This window comes from Brevundimonas sp. (genome assembly GCF_016463485.1).
Classification (GTDB): Bacteria; Pseudomonadota; Alphaproteobacteria; order Caulobacterales; family Caulobacteraceae; genus Brevundimonas.
Genome location: NZ_JAEMRD010000004.1, coordinates 27,511 through 43,016, shown reverse-complemented (window position 1 = coordinate 43,016; position 15,506 = coordinate 27,511). Strand labels below are relative to the sequence as shown.

Annotated in this window: 20 protein-coding genes; 9 read left to right on the top strand and 11 right to left on the bottom strand. The window is 66.6% G+C overall.

The window, feature by feature from the left end; all coding sequences use genetic code 11:
* Nucleotides 1–6: 6 nt before the first annotated feature.
* Nucleotides 7–1,116 (bottom strand): tRNA guanosine(34) transglycosylase Tgt, encoded by a 1,110-nt coding sequence (gene tgt, locus JHC99_RS01745; protein ID WP_292151751.1) that lies wholly within the window; start codon nt 1,114–1,116, stop codon nt 7–9.
* A gap of 44 nt (nt 1,117–1,160) precedes the next feature.
* The gene (queA, locus tag JHC99_RS01740; protein WP_292151750.1) at nt 1,161–2,216 is read right to left on the bottom strand and encodes a tRNA preQ1(34) S-adenosylmethionine ribosyltransferase-isomerase QueA; all 1,056 of its coding nucleotides are present in this window, start codon (nt 2,214–2,216) and stop codon (nt 1,161–1,163) included.
* 100 nt (nt 2,217–2,316) lie between these two features.
* On the opposite strand from queA, the gene JHC99_RS01735 reads away from it, so the two are divergent.
* Entirely contained in the window at nt 2,317–2,817 is a 501-nt protein-coding gene (locus JHC99_RS01735; RefSeq protein WP_292151749.1) for a hypothetical protein, read from the top strand.
* Here JHC99_RS01735 and JHC99_RS01730 read toward each other — a convergent pair.
* Nucleotides 2,814–4,004, bottom strand: a complete 1,191-nt coding sequence (locus tag JHC99_RS01730; protein ID WP_292151748.1) for an acyltransferase — start codon at nt 4,002–4,004, stop codon at nt 2,814–2,816. The two genes, JHC99_RS01735 and JHC99_RS01730, sit on opposite strands and share 4 nt — an antisense overlap.
* Nucleotides 4,005–4,094: 90 nt before the next feature.
* On the opposite strand from JHC99_RS01730, the gene JHC99_RS01725 reads away from it, so the two are divergent.
* The gene (locus JHC99_RS01725; RefSeq protein WP_292151747.1) at nt 4,095–5,771 is read left to right on the top strand and encodes a lysine--tRNA ligase; all 1,677 of its coding nucleotides are present in this window, start codon (nt 4,095–4,097) and stop codon (nt 5,769–5,771) included.
* A gap of 120 nt (nt 5,772–5,891) precedes the next feature.
* The gene (locus JHC99_RS01720; protein WP_292151746.1) at nt 5,892–6,362 is read left to right on the top strand and encodes an SH3 domain-containing protein; all 471 of its coding nucleotides are present in this window, start codon (nt 5,892–5,894) and stop codon (nt 6,360–6,362) included.
* A 60-nt stretch (nt 6,363–6,422) separates the two neighbouring features.
* Here JHC99_RS01720 and JHC99_RS01715 read toward each other — a convergent pair whose 3' ends face one another.
* The 6 genes from JHC99_RS01715 to JHC99_RS01690 form a co-directional block, all read right to left on the bottom strand.
* Nucleotides 6,423–7,055 carry a helix-turn-helix transcriptional regulator gene (locus tag JHC99_RS01715; RefSeq protein WP_292151745.1) on the bottom strand — a complete coding sequence of 211 codons (633 nt, stop codon included), beginning with the start codon at nt 7,053–7,055 and terminating at the stop codon, nt 6,423–6,425.
* A 71-nt stretch (nt 7,056–7,126) separates the two neighbouring features.
* A complete protein-coding gene (locus JHC99_RS01710) occupies nt 7,127–7,555 on the bottom strand; it encodes a hypothetical protein (RefSeq protein ID WP_292151744.1) in 429 nt (142 codons plus the stop codon).
* Nucleotides 7,556–7,644: 89 nt separating this feature from the next.
* Complete coding sequence (locus tag JHC99_RS01705) at nt 7,645–8,013, bottom strand: hypothetical protein (RefSeq protein ID WP_292151743.1); 369 nt, start codon at nt 8,011–8,013, stop codon at nt 7,645–7,647.
* Between the two features lie 37 nt (nt 8,014–8,050).
* The gene (locus tag JHC99_RS01700) at nt 8,051–8,431 is read right to left on the bottom strand and encodes a hypothetical protein (protein WP_292151742.1); all 381 of its coding nucleotides are present in this window, start codon (nt 8,429–8,431) and stop codon (nt 8,051–8,053) included.
* Nucleotides 8,432–8,498: 67 nt separating this feature from the next.
* Nucleotides 8,499–8,894 carry a PaaI family thioesterase gene (locus JHC99_RS01695; RefSeq protein ID WP_292151741.1) on the bottom strand — a complete coding sequence of 132 codons (396 nt, stop codon included), beginning with the start codon at nt 8,892–8,894 and terminating at the stop codon, nt 8,499–8,501.
* A complete protein-coding gene (locus tag JHC99_RS01690; protein WP_292151740.1) occupies nt 8,891–9,397 on the bottom strand; it encodes a PaaI family thioesterase in 507 nt (168 codons plus the stop codon). Before JHC99_RS01690 ends, JHC99_RS01695 begins: the two co-directional genes overlap by 4 nt.
* Before the next feature lie 60 nt (nt 9,398–9,457).
* Here JHC99_RS01690 and JHC99_RS01685 point away from each other — a divergent pair, with 60 nt between their 5' ends.
* Nucleotides 9,458–10,489, top strand: coding sequence for a ligase-associated DNA damage response exonuclease (locus tag JHC99_RS01685; protein WP_292151739.1), 1,032 nt, complete (start codon nt 9,458–9,460; stop codon nt 10,487–10,489).
* Nucleotides 10,490–10,923: 434 nt separating this feature from the next.
* Here JHC99_RS01685 and JHC99_RS01680 read toward each other — a convergent pair whose 3' ends face one another.
* Entirely contained in the window at nt 10,924–12,546 is a 1,623-nt protein-coding gene (locus JHC99_RS01680; protein ID WP_292151738.1) for a response regulator, read from the bottom strand.
* Between the two features lie 214 nt (nt 12,547–12,760).
* On the opposite strand from JHC99_RS01680, the gene queC reads away from it, so the two are divergent.
* The 5 genes from queC to JHC99_RS01655 all read left to right on the top strand — a co-directional run bounded on the left by queC (nt 12,761) and on the right by JHC99_RS01655 (nt 15,156).
* The gene (gene queC / locus JHC99_RS01675; protein WP_292151737.1) at nt 12,761–13,492 is read left to right on the top strand and encodes a 7-cyano-7-deazaguanine synthase QueC; all 732 of its coding nucleotides are present in this window, start codon (nt 12,761–12,763) and stop codon (nt 13,490–13,492) included.
* A complete protein-coding gene (gene queE, locus JHC99_RS01670) occupies nt 13,489–14,124 on the top strand; it encodes a 7-carboxy-7-deazaguanine synthase (protein ID WP_292151736.1) in 636 nt (211 codons plus the stop codon). The genes queC and queE overlap by 4 nt, the downstream gene beginning before the upstream one ends.
* The gene (locus JHC99_RS01665; RefSeq protein WP_292151735.1) at nt 14,124–14,507 is read left to right on the top strand and encodes a 6-carboxytetrahydropterin synthase; all 384 of its coding nucleotides are present in this window, start codon (nt 14,124–14,126) and stop codon (nt 14,505–14,507) included. The genes queE and JHC99_RS01665 overlap by 1 nt, the downstream gene beginning before the upstream one ends.
* A 96-nt stretch (nt 14,508–14,603) precedes the next feature.
* A complete protein-coding gene (locus JHC99_RS01660; RefSeq protein ID WP_292151734.1) occupies nt 14,604–14,807 on the top strand; it encodes a hypothetical protein in 204 nt (67 codons plus the stop codon).
* The gene (locus JHC99_RS01655; protein WP_292151733.1) at nt 14,797–15,156 is read left to right on the top strand and encodes a type II toxin-antitoxin system PemK/MazF family toxin; all 360 of its coding nucleotides are present in this window, start codon (nt 14,797–14,799) and stop codon (nt 15,154–15,156) included. The genes JHC99_RS01660 and JHC99_RS01655 overlap by 11 nt, the downstream gene beginning before the upstream one ends.
* Nucleotides 15,157–15,231: 75 nt before the next feature.
* Here the strand turns inward: JHC99_RS01655 and JHC99_RS01650 are convergent, their stop codons facing one another.
* A complete protein-coding gene (locus tag JHC99_RS01650) occupies nt 15,232–15,501 on the bottom strand; it encodes a hypothetical protein (protein WP_292151732.1) in 270 nt (89 codons plus the stop codon).
* Between the last annotated feature and the right edge of the window lie 5 nt (nt 15,502–15,506).

Sequence of the window (15,506 nt, the reverse complement as noted above, 5' to 3'; positions counted from 1 at the left end):
CGGGCCTCAGTTCGAGGTGTGGCGGGCGTGGAAGTCACGGCGGAACTGCTCGAAGCGGCCGTGCTGGATCGCCTCGCGCATCGCCGCCGTCAGGGCCTGGAAGAAGGCGATGTTGTGCCAGCTGAGCAGGGTCTTGCCGAGGATCTCGTCGGCGCGGATCAGGTGATGCAGATAGGCCTTTGAATACTGCGATGACGGCCCGTCGATGGTGGGGTCGAGCGGGTCCTGGTCCTCGGCGAAGCGCGCATTCTTGAGGTTCATGGGGCCGTCCCAGGTCCAGGCCTGGCCGTGGCGACCGGCCCGTGTGGGCAGGACGCAGTCGAACATGTCGACGCCGCGCCACACCGCCTCGACCAGGTCGATCGGCTTGCCGACCCCCATCAGATAGCGGGGGCGGTCGGACGGCAGCATGTCCGGAGCGTAGTCGAGGACCTCGCACATGGCCTGGTGGCCCTCGCCGACGGCCAGGCCGCCGATGGCGTAGCCGTCGAAGCCGATCTCCTGAAGCTGTTCGGACGACTGGCGGCGCAGATCCTCGAAGGTCGAGCCCTGCTGGATGCCGAACAGGGCCTGGGTCTCGCGGGTGCCGAAGGCGGCTTTCGAGCGGGCACCCCAGCGGACGGACAGTTCCATGGCGGCCTTGGCGGCGGGCTTCGCGGCCGGGTAGGCGACGCACTGGTCGAGCTGCATGGAGATGTCGGCACCGATGCGGTCGGCCTGGATCTCGATCGAGCGTTCGGGTGACAGGACGTGCTTCGATCCGTCGATGTGGCTGGCAAAGGTGACGGCGTCTTCCTTGACCTTGGAGATCCCGGCCAGGGACATGACCTGGAAGCCGCCGCTATCGGTCAGGATGGGTTTGTCCCAGCCCATGAATTTATGCAGGCCGCCCAGCCGTTCCATCCGCTCGGGACCGGGGCGCAGCATCAGGTGATAGGTATTGCCCAGCAGGATGTCGGCGCCGGTCGCCTTGACCTGTTCGACCGTCATCGCCTTGACGGTGGCGGCGGTGCCGACCGGCATGAAGGCGGGGGTGCGGATGTCGCCTCGCGGGGTCCTGAGGACGCCGGTGCGGGCGCGGCCCTCGGTGGCGGAGATGTCGAAGGGGAAGGGCATAGGCGAGCCCCTAACCGATCTCCTCTCCCATGGGGAGAGGGAGACTAGGCGCGAAACAGCAGCGATCCGTCGCCGTAGGAATAGAACCGGTATCCATCAGCGATAGCGTGGGCGTAGGCGGTCTTCATCGTCTCCAGACCTGCGAACGCCGAGACGAGCATGAACAGGGTCGATTTCGGCAGGTGGAAGTTCGTGATCAGCACGTCGGCGGCGCGGAACCGATAGCCGGGCGTGATGAAGATGGCGGTGTCGCCGTGGAAGGGGTGGATCACCCCGTCCGGGGTCGCGGCCGATTCCAGCAGGCGCAGCGAGGTGGTGCCGACGCAGACGATGCGGCCGCCACGTGCGCGCACGGCGTTGAGGGCGGCGGCGGTGTCGGCGGAGACCTCGCCCCATTCGGAGTGCATCCGGTGGTCGGAGGTGTCGTCGGCCTTGACCGGCAGGAAGGTGCCGGCTCCGACGTGGAGCGTGACCGCTTGGGTCGAAACGCCGGAGGCACGGACGGCCTCGAGCAGGGCGGGTGTGAAGTGCAGGCCGGCCGTGGGGGCGGCGACGGAGCCGTCGTGTTCGGCGAAGACGGTCTGATAGTCGCTCAGGTCGCGGTCGTCCTCAGGGCGTTTGGCGGCGATATAGGGGGGCAGGGGCATGACGCCGACGGAGCGGATCGCCTCGTCCAGCGCAGGTCCCGCGACGTCGAAGCGCAGAGTGACGAGGCCGTCTTCGGACTTGTCGGTGACGGTGGCGGTCAGGGTCTGGAAAACGATCCGGTCGCCCGCCTTCAGCCGCTTGCCCGGCTTCATGAAGGCGGACCATTGGTCAGGGGCGTCGCGGTGGTGAAGTGTGGCCTCGACGGCGACGGTCAGGGTTTCGCCATCCGGGCCGATACGCTCGCGGACTCCCGAAAGTCGGGCGGGGATCACCCGGGTGTCGTTGAACACCAGCGCGTCGCCGGGGCGCAGGAAGCCGGGCAGGTCGCGGATCGTGTGGTCGGAGAGGTTTCCATCCTGAACCACCAGCAGGCGGGCGGAATCGCGCGGCTCGGCGGGCCGCAGGGCAATGCGGTCCTCAGGCAGATCGAAATCGAAATCGGCGGTCTTCATCAGGCGCGGGCAATGACGACGGGTGAGCCGGCGGTCAAGGCGTTTGACGTCAGGGCTGGAGCGGCTCACGGTGACGGCGTAACGATTTGGGGATACCAGGTTGAAATCAAAGCTGTTCGTGATCTGCGCCGTTGCAAGTCTGGGCGTCGCCGCCTGCACACCCTCCGACGCCGAGAAATCGCCGGAGCCGCTGGCCGAAGCGCCGGGCACCTCTGCCCCCGGCTCGACCGCCGCGATGCCCGCCCCTTCGACGCCCGAGGAGGCCGCTGCGTCCGAGGCGCGGGTGGGCCCGATTCCCGGCACCTATACGGAGACGGATCAGCCGATCAATCATCCGAGCTGGTCCAGCTGCCTGGCGGTGAACGAGCATCTGGACGCAGCGATCGAACAGGGCCGGGCGCAGGGTGACCGCGCCGCGCTCGCCGCCGCCAAGGCGGCGTTCCAGGCCGGGCTGAAGCGGGCCCTGCCGGACGAAGGGGCGGCCGAGCAGATGATGGCTTCGACCCTGCCCTTCTTCGATGAGCTGACGCCGGACCAGCTCAAGGCATCCGTCGCCCTGTGCAACGCGTCCAGGGCCACGATCGCCGCCGACGAAGCCTAGCGGGCCGGGGTCGTCAGGCCGGGGGAAAGGTCCTCGGGCAGGGTGCGTCGCGTCTGCCTGCCAAACCGCTTGCGGATCCAGCGACGGCCGGGGGTCTCGACCGCGAGGTGCATCGCGACGGCGACGATCAGGGCGGTGGCGAACACGCCGGCCAGTTCGGGCAGGGTGACGACGAAGCCGCTGTCGATGCCGCGGAGCTCCGACGTCAGGCTCTTCCAGGCGATGAGAACCGGCATATGGACGATATAGAGGGCAAACGACGCCTCGCCCGCGAACACCAGGGGGCGCGACGCGAGCACGCCCTCGCACCCGGCCTTGGCCAGCAGCGACCAGGCCAGGATGACCGGGGCGGCCAGACCCACGATGATCCGGTCGTCCAGGCTGAGGTGCATGGCTGCCAGCAGGACGACGGTCGAGACGATGGAGGCGGTGATCGCCAGCGCCCGCGTCGCGCGGATGCGGCTGCCGATGCCGTACAGGGCCATGCCGATCAGGAACTCCGGTGCGACGCGGGCGATGCCCATGACGTCCTCCGCGCGCGGCAGGACCTTGCCGAACTGATGACGATACACGGCGTCCAGCAGCAGAAAGCCCGCGACGCCGACCAGCAGCAACACAAACGGTCGCTGGCGAAGTTTCAGCGCGATCGCGGCAAACAGCGGAAAGGTCAGATAGGCGAACCACTCCGCCGACAGCGACCAGGTCGGGCCGTTCCAGTTGATGCCGACGTCGGTCGGGAACCAGGCGTGAACGAGGAAGACCGCTTCGACAAAGCCCTGGGCCGAATAGGTCCGGGCCTCATAGGCGACGCCCAGCACGGTGGCGACGACGACCATGACCAGGGTGGCCCCCAGAACGACGAGATGCAGCGGATACAGCCGGGCGATCCGGGCGACGATGAACTGGCGGTAGCTGAAGGTTCCGGCTGCGAAGGCCGCGCCGTAGACATGGGCCATGATGAAGCCGGACAGCATGAAGAAGGCGTCCACGGCCAGACGGCTGCGCTCTACGATGGCGCTGTAGCCCAGGGCGTGATCGGTCTGGAGCTGGAAATGGAACAGCACGACCCCGACCGCCAGGAAGATGCGCAGGCTGGTCAGGGCCCTGAGGTCCGGGGGATAGGCTGGAGAGGACTCACGGGGGTCGGGCACGGTGTTCACTTTCGGGACGCCGGGGGGAGTCGGCATCGGTTCCCTGCAAGGACGCTGCCGGATCCGTGGCTCATTTCCCGCCCGCCGGTCATTGACGCTTGCGCGGGGGGGCTGCAAACCGCCGCCATGTTGCAGAACCTCGAAACCCTGGCGCGCGACGCCAAGTCCTGGCCGTTTGAACAGGCCCGTAATCTGCTGGCCCATGTGCTGAAGAAGCGGCTGGCGGCGGAGGATGTGGCGGCGGCCCGGGCGCTGATCGACGACGGCAAGGCGGACGAGGCGTTGGCGACGTTTCCTGCCCTGCAACGGCCGGTGGTTCTGGAGACCGGATATGGCCCGTCGGGCCTGCCGCATATGGGCACTTTCGGCGAGGTGGCGCGGACGACGATGGTGCGCAATGCGTTCCGGGCGCTGACCGGGGATCACTGGCCGACGCGTCTGGTGGCATTCAGCGACGACATGGACGGGTTGAGGAAGGTGCCGGAGGGTATCCCGAACCCCGAGATGCTGGCCGAGGATCTGCACAAGCCGTTGACGGTGGTGCGCGATCCGTTCGGGACGCACGACAGTTTCGGAGCCCACAACAATGCGCGTCTGAGGGCGTTCCTCGACGGGTTCGGCTTCGACTACGAGTTCCTGTCGTCGACCGAGCAGTATCGGTCGGGGCGGTTCGACGGGGTGCTGCTGACCCTGCTTGCGCGGTTCGATGCGGTGCAGGCGATCATGCTTCCGACCCTGGGCGAGGAACGCCGGGCGACCTATTCACCCTTCCTGCCGGTCAGTCCGGCGACGGGGCATGTGTTGCAGGTGCCGACGCTGAGCCGCGACGTCGAGGCCGGGACGATCACCTTCGACGACCCGGTGTCGGGGGAGACGACGGTTCCCGTCACCGGCGGCCATGTGAAGCTGCAGTGGAAGCCGGACTGGGCCATGCGCTGGGTCGCGCTGGACGTCGATTACGAGATGTCGGGCAAGGACCTGATCGAGAGTGTGCGGGAATCGTCGAAGGTCTGTCGGGCGCTGGGTGGGACGCCGCCGGAGGGCTTCAACTACGAACTGTTCCTGGACGTCGAAGGCAAGAAGATCTCCAAGTCCAAGGGCAATGGCCTGACCATGGAGCAGTGGCTGAGGTACGGCACGCCCGAGAGCCTGTCGTGGTACATGTTCCAGTCGCCCAAGTCGGCCAAGAGCCTGCATTTCAACGTCATCCCGCGCGCGATCGACGATTATCTGACCGCGATCGAGGCCTACAAGACCCAGGAGCCGGCCAAGCGGATCGACAACGCCGTCTGGTCGATCCATGCGGGTGCGCCTCCGACCCACACCTCGCCGGTGTCGTTCGCCCTGCTGCTGAACCTGGTCGGCGTGGCCAATGCCTCGTCCAAGGCGCAGCTGTGGGCCTATTTTGCGAAATACCTGCCCGAGGCGACGCCCGAGAACGAGCCGTTGCTGGACCAGTTGATGGAGCGGGCGCTGAACTACTACGAGGACTTCGTGAAGCCGTCGAAGTCCTATCGCCTGCCCGACGACAAGGAGAAGGCGGCGTTGCTGGACCTGGCGGGGCGGCTGAAGGCGCTGCCGACGGATACGACCGACGGAGAGCTGATCCAGGGCGAGGTCTATGCGGTGGGCAAGGAACACGGGTTCGAGCCGCTGCGCGGCTGGTTCGGGGCGCTGTACGAGGTGCTGCTGGGCGCGTCGCAGGGGCCCAGGTTCGGCTCGTTCGCGGCCATCTATGGCCTGTCGCAGACCGTTCAGCTGATCGAGGCCGGGGCTAACGGGGAGCTTGCCAGCCAAGCGTGACTGTGGCGGAAATGTCTGCGGCCGTACATGAACCGAAAATAACGGTGAAGCTCCGGGAGCCTTCATGTGGGGTCGGGCATTGTGCAGCCATCGACCAACCTCGATGAAATGGAGAGAGCCATGTCGAAGACATTCAAGATCACCCTGGCCACCGCTGCTGCGATGGCTTCCCTCATCACGGCCGCCCCGATGGCCGCATCCGCCCAGTCGAACGGCATCACCAGCTGTGACGCTCCCGGTGGCCGCCAGCAGGCCGGTGCCGTGATCGGCGGCGTGATCGGCGCCCTGGCCGGCAGCCGTATTTCCAGCAACGAACGCGCCCTGGGTGCCGTCGCCGGCGGTGCGGCCGGTGCAGCGGCCGGTTCCTACATCGGTTGCAACCAGCAGCGCGCCCGGGCCACCCAGGTTTCGACCGGTGGCCAGTACCGCGCGCTCTCGAACCTGAACGTCCGTTCGGGCCCGGGCACCAACTACCGGGTCGTGTCGCGCCTGTCGGCCGGCCAGCCCTTCAGCGCTGCGGGTTCGGAAGGCGAGTGGGTCCAGATCGCCGGCGGCGGTTGGGTCAACGCCCGCTACGTCGGCGCCAACTAGGCCTGACAGGCTGACTTAGATGAGAGGGCCGTTCCGAAAGGGGCGGCCCTTTTTCGTAGCCTACTGGCTGACCCAGAGTATCCGCGCCATCCAGGCGATCTGGCGGCGCGGGACGGTGCGAGGCTCATAGGCCGGATTGATCGACCCGAGCGTCACGGTGCGGGCGGTGAGGGCCAGGATTTCCTTGGCCACCGTCTCGCCGTCGGTGGTTCGGACCACGACCCGGTCGCCCTTGCGCACCGCGGTCTGGGTCGGATCGACGATGACGCGGTCGCCGGGGCGATACAGGGGGACCATCGAATCGCCCGAAATCTCCAGGCTGAACCGGCCCTCTGCGGCGCGGGGCATTTCGGTCTGTTCCCAACCGTCGCCGGTGGGCAGTCCCGCATCGTCGAAGAAGCCGTCGGCCCCGGCCTGGGCCAGCCCCAGCAGAGGCAGGGTCGCCGGAGCGGAGGCGTCCTCGGCGAGATCGGCGAAATCGCCGAGCGATATCCGCGTCGCCTCCAGCACCCGCGTCAAGCTTTCGGTCGACGGCCAGCGCGGGCGGGGGGGATCACCGGGGCCGAACCGTTTGGACGGGTTGAAGCTGGTCGAATCCAGTCCTGCGCGGATCGCCAGCCCCGACGCCGACAGCCCCTCGCGCCGCGCCAGATTGTCGACGGCTTTCCAGATCTTGGCATGGGACAGGGGCATGGGCGGACGAAGCTCGCACTGATTCGCCCACAGCATAGTCGAAGTAAGAATATAAGCCTAGTCCGGAATGGTTATTCCAGACCCGCCGCCCTGCGCTCCTGCCAGGCCCAGAAAGTGCCGATGGCCAGGGAGATGAGGACGCCGTAGCCGGCCAGGTTCAGAACGGTCAGGAAGGCCATCATCGGAGGCCGGACGTCGATCATCAGGACGACGTGGCTCATCACGATCAGAAGGTCGCATGCGGCGGCCCAGACCGGCCAGGTCTTCTTCGACTTCCAGATCAGGCCGACCAGGACCAGGAGCATGGCGGTGTCGACGGCAAAGACGCCCCACTGCACCTCGTAGAGCTCGCCGTCCGTCTGCAGCAGCATCGAGGCGAACCAGCCCAGGATATAGGCCCCGGCCGCGATCCGCTCGGGCTCGTCACCCTTCAGGAAGGCGAACACGCAGACGCCGACCACGATGATCGCGCCCACCTGGGACCATAGGGAATCAAACATAAGAACGCCCTCGTGCCGAATGACACGAGGGCGATCCTGTCGTGAATCGCTTCCAACCGAAATGACTGGAAGCGAACATTACGTCGAATTCAGACGGCGCGGAGACGACGCGTGACGGCTTCGGCCTTTTCCGGCTGAACCTTGGTCTCGTCGGGCCAGCCTTCGTCGGGCTTGTCGAGCGGGCCGATGGCGTAGGTGCCCCAGCCCATGCGACGGTGATCTTTCTGGAGTTCAGCATGGCATGCGACGATGGCGTCACGGGCGGCCGCGAGCTGGGCGATGGTTTCCATGGCCTTGGTCTGCGAACCCGCGAAGGCCACCGGCGAGATCGACAGGGCGGCGCGAGCACCGATCATCGACTGAACGAGGGTCGTCGCCTGGGTGATCGCGGCATCGACAGCACGTTCGGTAGCAGTCAGGTCACCGGCAACGCCGGCAGCGATTTCGGCACGTTCCATTACTGTATCCCTCCAAAAGCAACAGATGAACGAAAGCTTAACACGCGTCAGGTGAAAGCGGTAGGACTTTGTTTACCTTTGGCGCGAAAGCAGCCGTGATCCCGCCACCGTTCGGGGGCGTGTCTTCGGGCTTGTCCAGCGGGCCGACCGCCAGGGTTTCCAACCCCAGCTTTCGGGCGAGCGCAGCCAGGGTGTTGTGGGTGCCGACCATGTGCGAGCGGGCTTCCGTCAGGGCGACAATGGAAGCGGCGGCGCCGTCGAAGGCGCGCTGGCCCGTCACGGCAGACAGATAGGCCTCGGCCCGTGCCTGGGGGAGGAGCGCCATCAGGGAGGAACTCTCGACAAGGGCGGCGTCTATGGCCGCTTCCACGGCGTGGAGGCGGATGGACAGGGTCTCGCCGATGGTCTGGGCAGTCATGGTCGGTCTCCGGGCGACAGAAGCGTCGCTGCGGAATTCAACCATTACTCAAAATGTCGTGCAACCCTTAGTTGTCTTCTGCCAGCAGGAAGTTGGCGGTCAGACTGGCGATCGGCTGGGCGGCGTCGTCCTGCCAGGCCTCGGCCAGGACGTGGGCGACACGGCGGCCGGCGCGAGAGATGCGGGCCCGGGCCCGCACGTCCTGCGGTCGGCCAGACCGCAGGTAGGACACGGTCACGTTGATCGGGCGCGGCAGGCGCAGCCTCGGATAGATCAGGGCCACCTGGGCGATGGCCGTCATTTCCAGCAGGGCGGCGGTCGATCCGCCGTGCAGGGCCGGCAGCATGGGATCGCCGATCAAACGGTCGGCGAACGGCATGACGACCGTCAGAAGGTCCCCGTCCATCTCGCCGCGCAGGCCCAGAAAACGGGCGTAGGGCAGGGTGTCCAGCAGGGTGGTCATGCGACACCTCCGCGACCCGTCTTCAGGTTGGCCCCGATCCGGTGCGGGCTCGCCTGCGACAGGACATAGGTGGACTGGGCAGCCGCGACCGGGTCGTCCGGCGTGGTCTCGAACGCCCAGGCCCGGACGAAGGCGACGTTGGAGGTCAGGCGGTAGCAGATCGCCTCCGCGATCAGATCCTCGCGGGTGCGGGCGGCGCGCATATAGTCGACGCGCAGATCCAGGGTGGCGATCGGCTGAAAGCCACCGGCGGCGATCCAGACAGCCAACCCGCCGATATGATCCAGCAGTGCGGTGACCAGTCCGCCGGCCAGGACGCCGGTTTCGGGATCGCCGACCAGATCCTCGCGCCACGGCACACGCAGGCGCACCGTCCGGCCCTCGACGCCTTCCAGCCTGAAGCCCAGCGCCGAGGTATGCGCCGAACCACTGGCCAGCTGGGGCAGGATGTCGGTCAGGAAGGGATCGGTCGGGTTCAGGGCGGACGGGAACGGATCGGTCATCCAGCCGTCCTTATCGGGCGCGGCCTTGCGCGCAAGCCCCGGATGGCCTGAGGTCCCGCGATGACGCGTTTTGAAGACCTGCTCAGGCCGACACCGGCCGGACTGTATTGCCCGCCCGGGGATTTCTACATCGACCCGGTGAAGCCTGTTTCGAGGGCGGTGGTGACCCATGGGCATTCGGACCATGCGCGGGCCGGGCACGGCGCGGTGATGGCCACCCCCCAGACCCTGGCAATCATGGCCGAACGCTATGGCGAGGACTTCGCCGTGACCCGGCAGGCGGCCCCCTATGGGCTGAAGACGTCGATGGGCGGGGTCGATATCGAACTGGTCCCGGCGGGCCACGTGCTGGGCTCGGCCCAGGCGGTCGTGCGCTGGAAGGGGATCACCATGGTGGTCTCGGGCGACTACAAGCGCAGGCGGGATCCGACCTGCCTGCCGTTCGAGCCCGTGCCGTGCGACGTCTTCATCTCGGAGGCGACGTTCGGTCTGCCGGTCTTCGTGCATCCGCCGGACGGCGAAGAGGTGGCGCGGGTGGTCCAGTCGCTGAGCCAGTTTCCTGACCGCGCCCACCTGATCGGGGCCTATGCGCTCGGCAAGGCGCAGCGGGTGATCCGGCTGTTGCGCGAGGCAGGCTGGGAGCGGCCCATCTATGTCCACGGCGCCCTGGAGCGGCTGAACCGGCTGTACGAGCGTGAGGGCGTCGACCTGGGGCCGATCCTGCCGGCAGCCGGCTTGAAGAAGGATGCGCTCGGTGGCGAGGTGGCGATCGCGCCGCCTTCGGCGATCCAGGACCGCTGGGCCCGTCGGTTCGCCGATCCGGTGACGGCCTTCGCCTCCGGCTGGATGGGGGTTCGGGCACGGGCGCGGCAACGGGGAGTGGAATTGCCGCTGGTCATCTCGGACCACGCCGACTGGACCGAGCTGACCGACACCTTCACCGAGCTGAAGGCGCAGGAGATCTGGATCACCCACGGGCGGGAAGAAGGCCTGCTGCGCTGGTGCGAGATCCATGGCCAGACGGCGCGGGCGCTGAGGCTGGTTGGATACGATGAGGAGGATGAGGAGGTGGTGGCGGAGGAGGAGGTCTGATCATCGCTCTGCCTGTCATGTATAATCGTCGTTCCGAGGAGCCTCTCTCGCGATTGCAAGCAGCTGACGAAAATCGGCGCTACCGAGCAGAATCATCCCAATCGCCATAGGGGCCATAACGACCGGTTGTGTACCGACCAATGTCGGCGCGCTGATCGAACCGGCCAGACCAATGCCAGCGCTCCATGCCCTAAAGCGTGTGTTGTGCTGGAATGATCGCATGAGTGCTCCAGGACTTATGGGGTAAGCTCTGCTGACGGCGATCGCGATGGAATGAGGAGCCAGAAAATACATGCTCGCGAAAACCGCTGCAGCAAGAAGATAATATCGAGGATCAGCAAACATGGAGAATCCGATCGCCCGATTGCCGGCTCCAACTTCTTCCTGAGCCGGTTGGATTCGACGCTTAAGTGTCGGCCGAGCGTGCTGCTAAATCAAGCCGCGCGGACTCTCGACGGCGCGGGTTCGGCGACGGGCACCGGCTCGCCGGACAGGGCGGCGTTCATGGCCATGCGCAGGCGTTCGGGCTTGATGGGTTTTTCCACCACGGCGGCCATGCCGATAGCCAGATAGCCCCTGGCGTCGTCCGGATCGGCGTTGGCGGTCAGGGCGATGATCGGGATCAGGCTCTCGGGGCCGGACAGGGCGCGGATGGCCTGGGTGCACTGGACGCCGTCCATGCGCGGCATCTTGATGTCCATCAGGATCAGATCGAACGAACGGGACATAACGGCGTCGAGCGCCTCCAGCCCGTCCTCGGCGGTCTCGGACGAGCAGCCGAACATCTCGCACAGGGCCTGGGCCACCACGCGGTTGGTGGCGTTGTCGTCGACGATCAGGATGTGCGGCGTGGCCTGGAGCTCGAGATCATCCAGGGTCTGGACGTTGGAGGGGGCTTCGATGCGGGCCTCGCTCCGGGCGGCATCGAAGTCGAAGGCGAAGGTGGCACCGCGGCCGGCGTTGTTCTCGGCCCAGATGCGGCCGCCCATCCGGTCGACGATCTGGCGACAGATCGACAGGCCCAGGCCTGCGCCGTCAGGGCCCGAGCCGTGGACGAAGGGTTCGAAGATGGCGTCCACCTTGTCGGCGTCGACGCCGGGCCCGTCGTCGCGAACGCGGGCCTGCATGTGGATCTGGTCGCCCTCGGCCCAGGCCTTGAGGCGGGCCTCGACCATTCCGTTGCGGGCGAACTTCAACGCATTGCCGATCAGGTTGTTGAACACCTGTTTCAGCCGCATCGGATCGATCTCGGCGCCCAGCTCGGTGTCGCCTTCATAGCCGATCATCAGGGTGACGCCGTCCTGGGACGCGCGGGGTGCCCAAAGCTGTTCGACGTCGTCCATCAGGGCGCGCAGAGGGGTCGCGACCGGTGTCAGTTCCAGCTCGCCGGCCTCGGCGCGCGACAGATCCAAGGCGTCCTGAAGGATGCGGATCAGGGTCTCCGAGGAATCGACGATGGTCTGGACGTGGGCCTGGGCGGCCGCATTCAGCGGCTGGCGGCGTAGCAGTTCGGCGACGGCGAGGACGCCGTTCATCGGGGTGCGCAGCTCGTGGCTCATGATGCCGAGGAACTGGCTCTTGGCGCGGGCCGAGGCCAGGGCCTGGGTCTTGGAATCCGTCAGGGCGAGCGCCTGGGCTTCCAGTTCGGCGTTCTGGATCCGCTGCTGGTCATTGACGGCCTGGAGCAGGGACACCGCTGTGCCGACGCCGCTGTAGCGACCGTCGCGGGTGACGATGAATCCGCGCATCAGGGCACCCGCACCGCCTTTCAGCATGATGTCGCAGAAGGAGTCGATGCGCACGCCCGCCTCCACCACGGCGGGCTCTGGATCCATGACATGGACGACAGAACGGCTGGAATAAAGGGCGTGGCCGAAGGGGCCGGCGATCTTGAGCAGGAAGGTGTTGCGTTCGATCAGGCCGATAGGACGGCCGTCCTCGACTACCGGAATGACCAGGGTGTCGGGCTCGTCTCGGAACCGCACGAAGACATCGCTCGCCATTGTGGTGGGCGCGATGGGGTCCATGCGTTCTGTCAGGACTTCAATCGTCGGCATACTGGCCGCAACTCCGCTTTACCTGTGGACAGTAGGGGAGAACCGTTTTCAGAAGGGTTAAGGGCGGGATCGTTGCTTGAAATCGAGGTTTTTTGGGTATCGATCGGGTGCATTTTGCGTCGGAGCCACCCTTGGTGTAGAAGCGGCGGCTCGATACGAACCTCCCCCAGCGACCCGGAATGCGCGCGGCCAGATGGCCGACCGCAGATTTGTCATGAGCGAAATCCAGCCAGTCTCTTCATCTTCGGCCCTGGTCCTGTTCTCGGGCGGGCAGGACAGTGCGACCTGCCTGGCCTGGGCGTTGGGGCGTTATGAGCGGGTCGAGACCGTCGGGTTCGACTATGGCCAGCGGCATGCGGTGGAGATGGCGGCGCGGCTGACCGTGCGGGATGGCATGGGGCCGGCCCTGCCGGAGTTGGCGGGGCGGCTGGGACCGGACCACGTGATCGACCTGACCGGGTTCGGAGCGATCGGCGAGACGGCCCTGACCAGTGAGCGGGCCATCGAGATCGATGCGCGGGGTCTGCCGACCACCTTCGTGCCCGGGCGCAACCTGGTGTTTCTCAGCGTGGCGGCGGCGCTGGCGGATCGGCGGGGCCTGGCGGTCCTGGTCGGTGGAATGTGCGAGACCGACTACTCAGGCTATCCGGATTGTCGGCGGACGACCATCGACGCCATGGCCCGGGCGCTGTTGCTGGGGCTGGACAAGCCCGTGCCGATCGAGACGCCCTTGATGGGGCTGAACAAGGCGCAGACCTGGGCCCTGGCGCACCAGATCGGCGGGCGCCGGCTGGTCGATCTGATCATCGAGGACAGCCACACCTGCTATCTGGGCGACCGCGAGCATCGCCATGTCTGGGGCTATGGCTGCGGCGAATGTCCGGCCTGCGAGCTGCGGGCCGCCGGCTACGCGGAGTGGGTCGGTCCTTCACAGGTGGGGCCATGACCTATTCGGTCAAGGAGACCTTTCTGACGGTTCAGGGGGAGGGTGGTCAGGCGGGACGTCCGGCGGTCTTCCTGCGCTTTGCGGGCTGTAACCTGTGGAACGGGCTGGAGCGCGACCGGGCGGCGGCCGTCTGTTCTTTCTGCGACACCGATTTCGTCGGAGTGGACGGCGACGGGGGCGGCAAGTTCACCGACGCCCAGGCTCTGGCCGACCATGTCTCCTCGATGTGGCGGGGCCGGGCAGGCGATCCCATGCTGGTCGTCTGCACCGGGGGCGAGCCTTTGCTGCAACTCGATGCCGCCCTGATCGCGGCGCTGAAGGCGCGCGGGTTCGACATCGCCGTGGAGACAAATGGCACGATGGTCGCGCCCGACGGCATCGACTGGATCTGCGTCAGCCCCAAGGCCGATGCGCCGGTTATGCAGACCACGGGGGCGGAGCTGAAGCTGGTCTATCCGCAGGACGCCGCCATGCCCGACCGGTTCGAGCATCTGGCGTTCGACCGGTTCTGGCTCCAGCCCATGGACGGACCGGACCAGGCCGCGAACACCGCCGCCGCCCTCGACTATTGCCTGAGCCACCCGAAATGGCGGCTCAGCGTCCAGACCCACAAATACATAGGCGTGCGTTGATGCCCACCCTTACCAAGGCTGTTTTCGAGATCACCAAACAGGCGACCTTCGACGCCGCCCACCACTTTCCCAACGAACCCGAGGGCAGCATCTATCGCCGCGTCCACGGCCATTCCTTCACGGTCGAGGCGACGGTTAGGTCCGAGACCCTGGACGCAGAGCACGGCTGGGTCGCCGACCTGGGCGCGCTGGACCGGGCGCTGAAAGCGGCGGCGGGGGCGCTGGACCACGGAATGCTGAACGACCATCCGGGGCTTGAACTGCCCAGCCTGGAGAAGCTGTGCCTGTGGTTCGTGGGTCAGTTGCAGCCGGAATGGCCGGGGCTGGCGCGGATCAAGGTGGCGCGCCCCACGATCAATGAAAGCTGCGTGCTGAGCCTTTAAGCCGGTGTCTTTCCGATGAGGTGCAATGACCGATCGGTTGGCGTAGATTGCTGATGCTGGCGATCTGCCGCCTGCGTGCCGAACCGGAGCCCTTCCGTGAATGCGATCAGTCCCAAGAGCCTGATGGACAAGATCAGTTCCTTGTCCGGCGAACGGCTGGCTGAGGTCGAGGATTTTGTTGATTTCATCGCCAGCCGCGAAGAGACGCTGGGACTGACCCGTGCCGCAGCGGCCGGTAGTGGGCCAGCGTTTGCATCCGTCTGGAACAATCCGGAAGACGACATCTACAATGACCGATGAGCCGCTGGCCTTCGGCGACATCGTTCTGGTCCCGTTTCCCTTCACCGATCTGTCCGCGAGCAAACGGAGACCAGCGGTCATCATCAGTGGCCGTGATTACAACCAGGCGCGACGCGACGTCGTCCTGATGGCGGTGACGAGCCAACTGTACGCAAAGCCGGATTTCGGCGAAGTCAGAGTATCCGATTGGCAAGGTGCGGGGTTGTTGAAGGCGTCGGCGATCAAGCCGGTAATAACGACGCTGGAGACCCGAATGATCTTGCGCAGGATGGGAAGTCTGTTGCAGGCCGACAGAACCGCCTTGCGCGAAGCCCTCGACCAGATTTTCGCGGATGCGCCAAGCGTCTGACCGACAACGCCCGCCGAACCGACTTCGGGCCACCGGGATCATGCGCCGCGGTCCAGGCCGCAGGCCGAGATACAGTCAGCAGCGTTTGCCTTGCGCCTCGCGCTGGCGGCAGCGGCGCTGTTCGCGTTCCCAGTCGCGTTGCTGGCGTTCGCGGCGGGCGCGGGTTTCCTCGTCGGAGGTGGTGACGGCGTCTATGCCTGCACCGGCGACGCCGCCGACGACCTTGGCACCCGTGCCGACCACAGCCCCGGCCGTCCCCACGACCGCGCCGACGACGCAGCCCTGAAGCATCAGGGCTCCGCCCAGGACGGCGGCGAGGGCGCTGGCCCGCGACAGGTGGATCATGGCTG

What these genes read in the sequence shown, in the direction of transcription:
- tgt (WP_292151751.1), bottom strand. Translation starts at nt 1,116, where the DNA reads ATGCCCTTCCCCTTCGACATCTCCGCCACCGAGGGCCGCGCCCGCACC.
- queA (WP_292151750.1), bottom strand. Translation starts at nt 2,216, where the DNA reads ATGAAGACCGCCGATTTCGATTTCGATCTGCCTGAGGACCGCATTGCC.
- JHC99_RS01730 (WP_292151748.1), bottom strand. Translation starts at nt 4,004, where the DNA reads ATGCCGACTCCCCCCGGCGTCCCGAAAGTGAACACCGTGCCCGACCCC.
- JHC99_RS01725 (WP_292151747.1), top strand. Translation starts at nt 4,095, where the DNA reads ATGTTGCAGAACCTCGAAACCCTGGCGCGCGACGCCAAGTCCTGGCCG.
- JHC99_RS01720 (WP_292151746.1), top strand. Translation starts at nt 5,892, where the DNA reads ATGTCGAAGACATTCAAGATCACCCTGGCCACCGCTGCTGCGATGGCT.
- JHC99_RS01715 (WP_292151745.1), bottom strand. Translation starts at nt 7,055, where the DNA reads ATGCCCCTGTCCCATGCCAAGATCTGGAAAGCCGTCGACAATCTGGCG.
- JHC99_RS01710 (WP_292151744.1), bottom strand. Translation starts at nt 7,555, where the DNA reads ATGTTTGATTCCCTATGGTCCCAGGTGGGCGCGATCATCGTGGTCGGC.
- JHC99_RS01705 (WP_292151743.1), bottom strand. Translation starts at nt 8,013, where the DNA reads ATGGAACGTGCCGAAATCGCTGCCGGCGTTGCCGGTGACCTGACTGCT.
- JHC99_RS01700 (WP_292151742.1), bottom strand. Translation starts at nt 8,431, where the DNA reads ATGACTGCCCAGACCATCGGCGAGACCCTGTCCATCCGCCTCCACGCC.
- JHC99_RS01695 (WP_292151741.1), bottom strand. Translation starts at nt 8,894, where the DNA reads ATGACCACCCTGCTGGACACCCTGCCCTACGCCCGTTTTCTGGGCCTG.
- JHC99_RS01690 (WP_292151740.1), bottom strand. Translation starts at nt 9,397, where the DNA reads ATGACCGATCCGTTCCCGTCCGCCCTGAACCCGACCGATCCCTTCCTG.
- JHC99_RS01685 (WP_292151739.1), top strand. Translation starts at nt 9,458, where the DNA reads ATGACGCGTTTTGAAGACCTGCTCAGGCCGACACCGGCCGGACTGTAT.
- JHC99_RS01680 (WP_292151738.1), bottom strand. Translation starts at nt 12,546, where the DNA reads ATGCCGACGATTGAAGTCCTGACAGAACGCATGGACCCCATCGCGCCC.
- queC (WP_292151737.1), top strand. Translation starts at nt 12,761, where the DNA reads ATGAGCGAAATCCAGCCAGTCTCTTCATCTTCGGCCCTGGTCCTGTTC.
- queE (WP_292151736.1), top strand. Translation starts at nt 13,489, where the DNA reads ATGACCTATTCGGTCAAGGAGACCTTTCTGACGGTTCAGGGGGAGGGT.
- JHC99_RS01665 (WP_292151735.1), top strand. Translation starts at nt 14,124, where the DNA reads ATGCCCACCCTTACCAAGGCTGTTTTCGAGATCACCAAACAGGCGACC.
- JHC99_RS01655 (WP_292151733.1), top strand. Translation starts at nt 14,797, where the DNA reads ATGACCGATGAGCCGCTGGCCTTCGGCGACATCGTTCTGGTCCCGTTT.
- JHC99_RS01650 (WP_292151732.1), bottom strand. Translation starts at nt 15,501, where the DNA reads ATGATCCACCTGTCGCGGGCCAGCGCCCTCGCCGCCGTCCTGGGCGGA.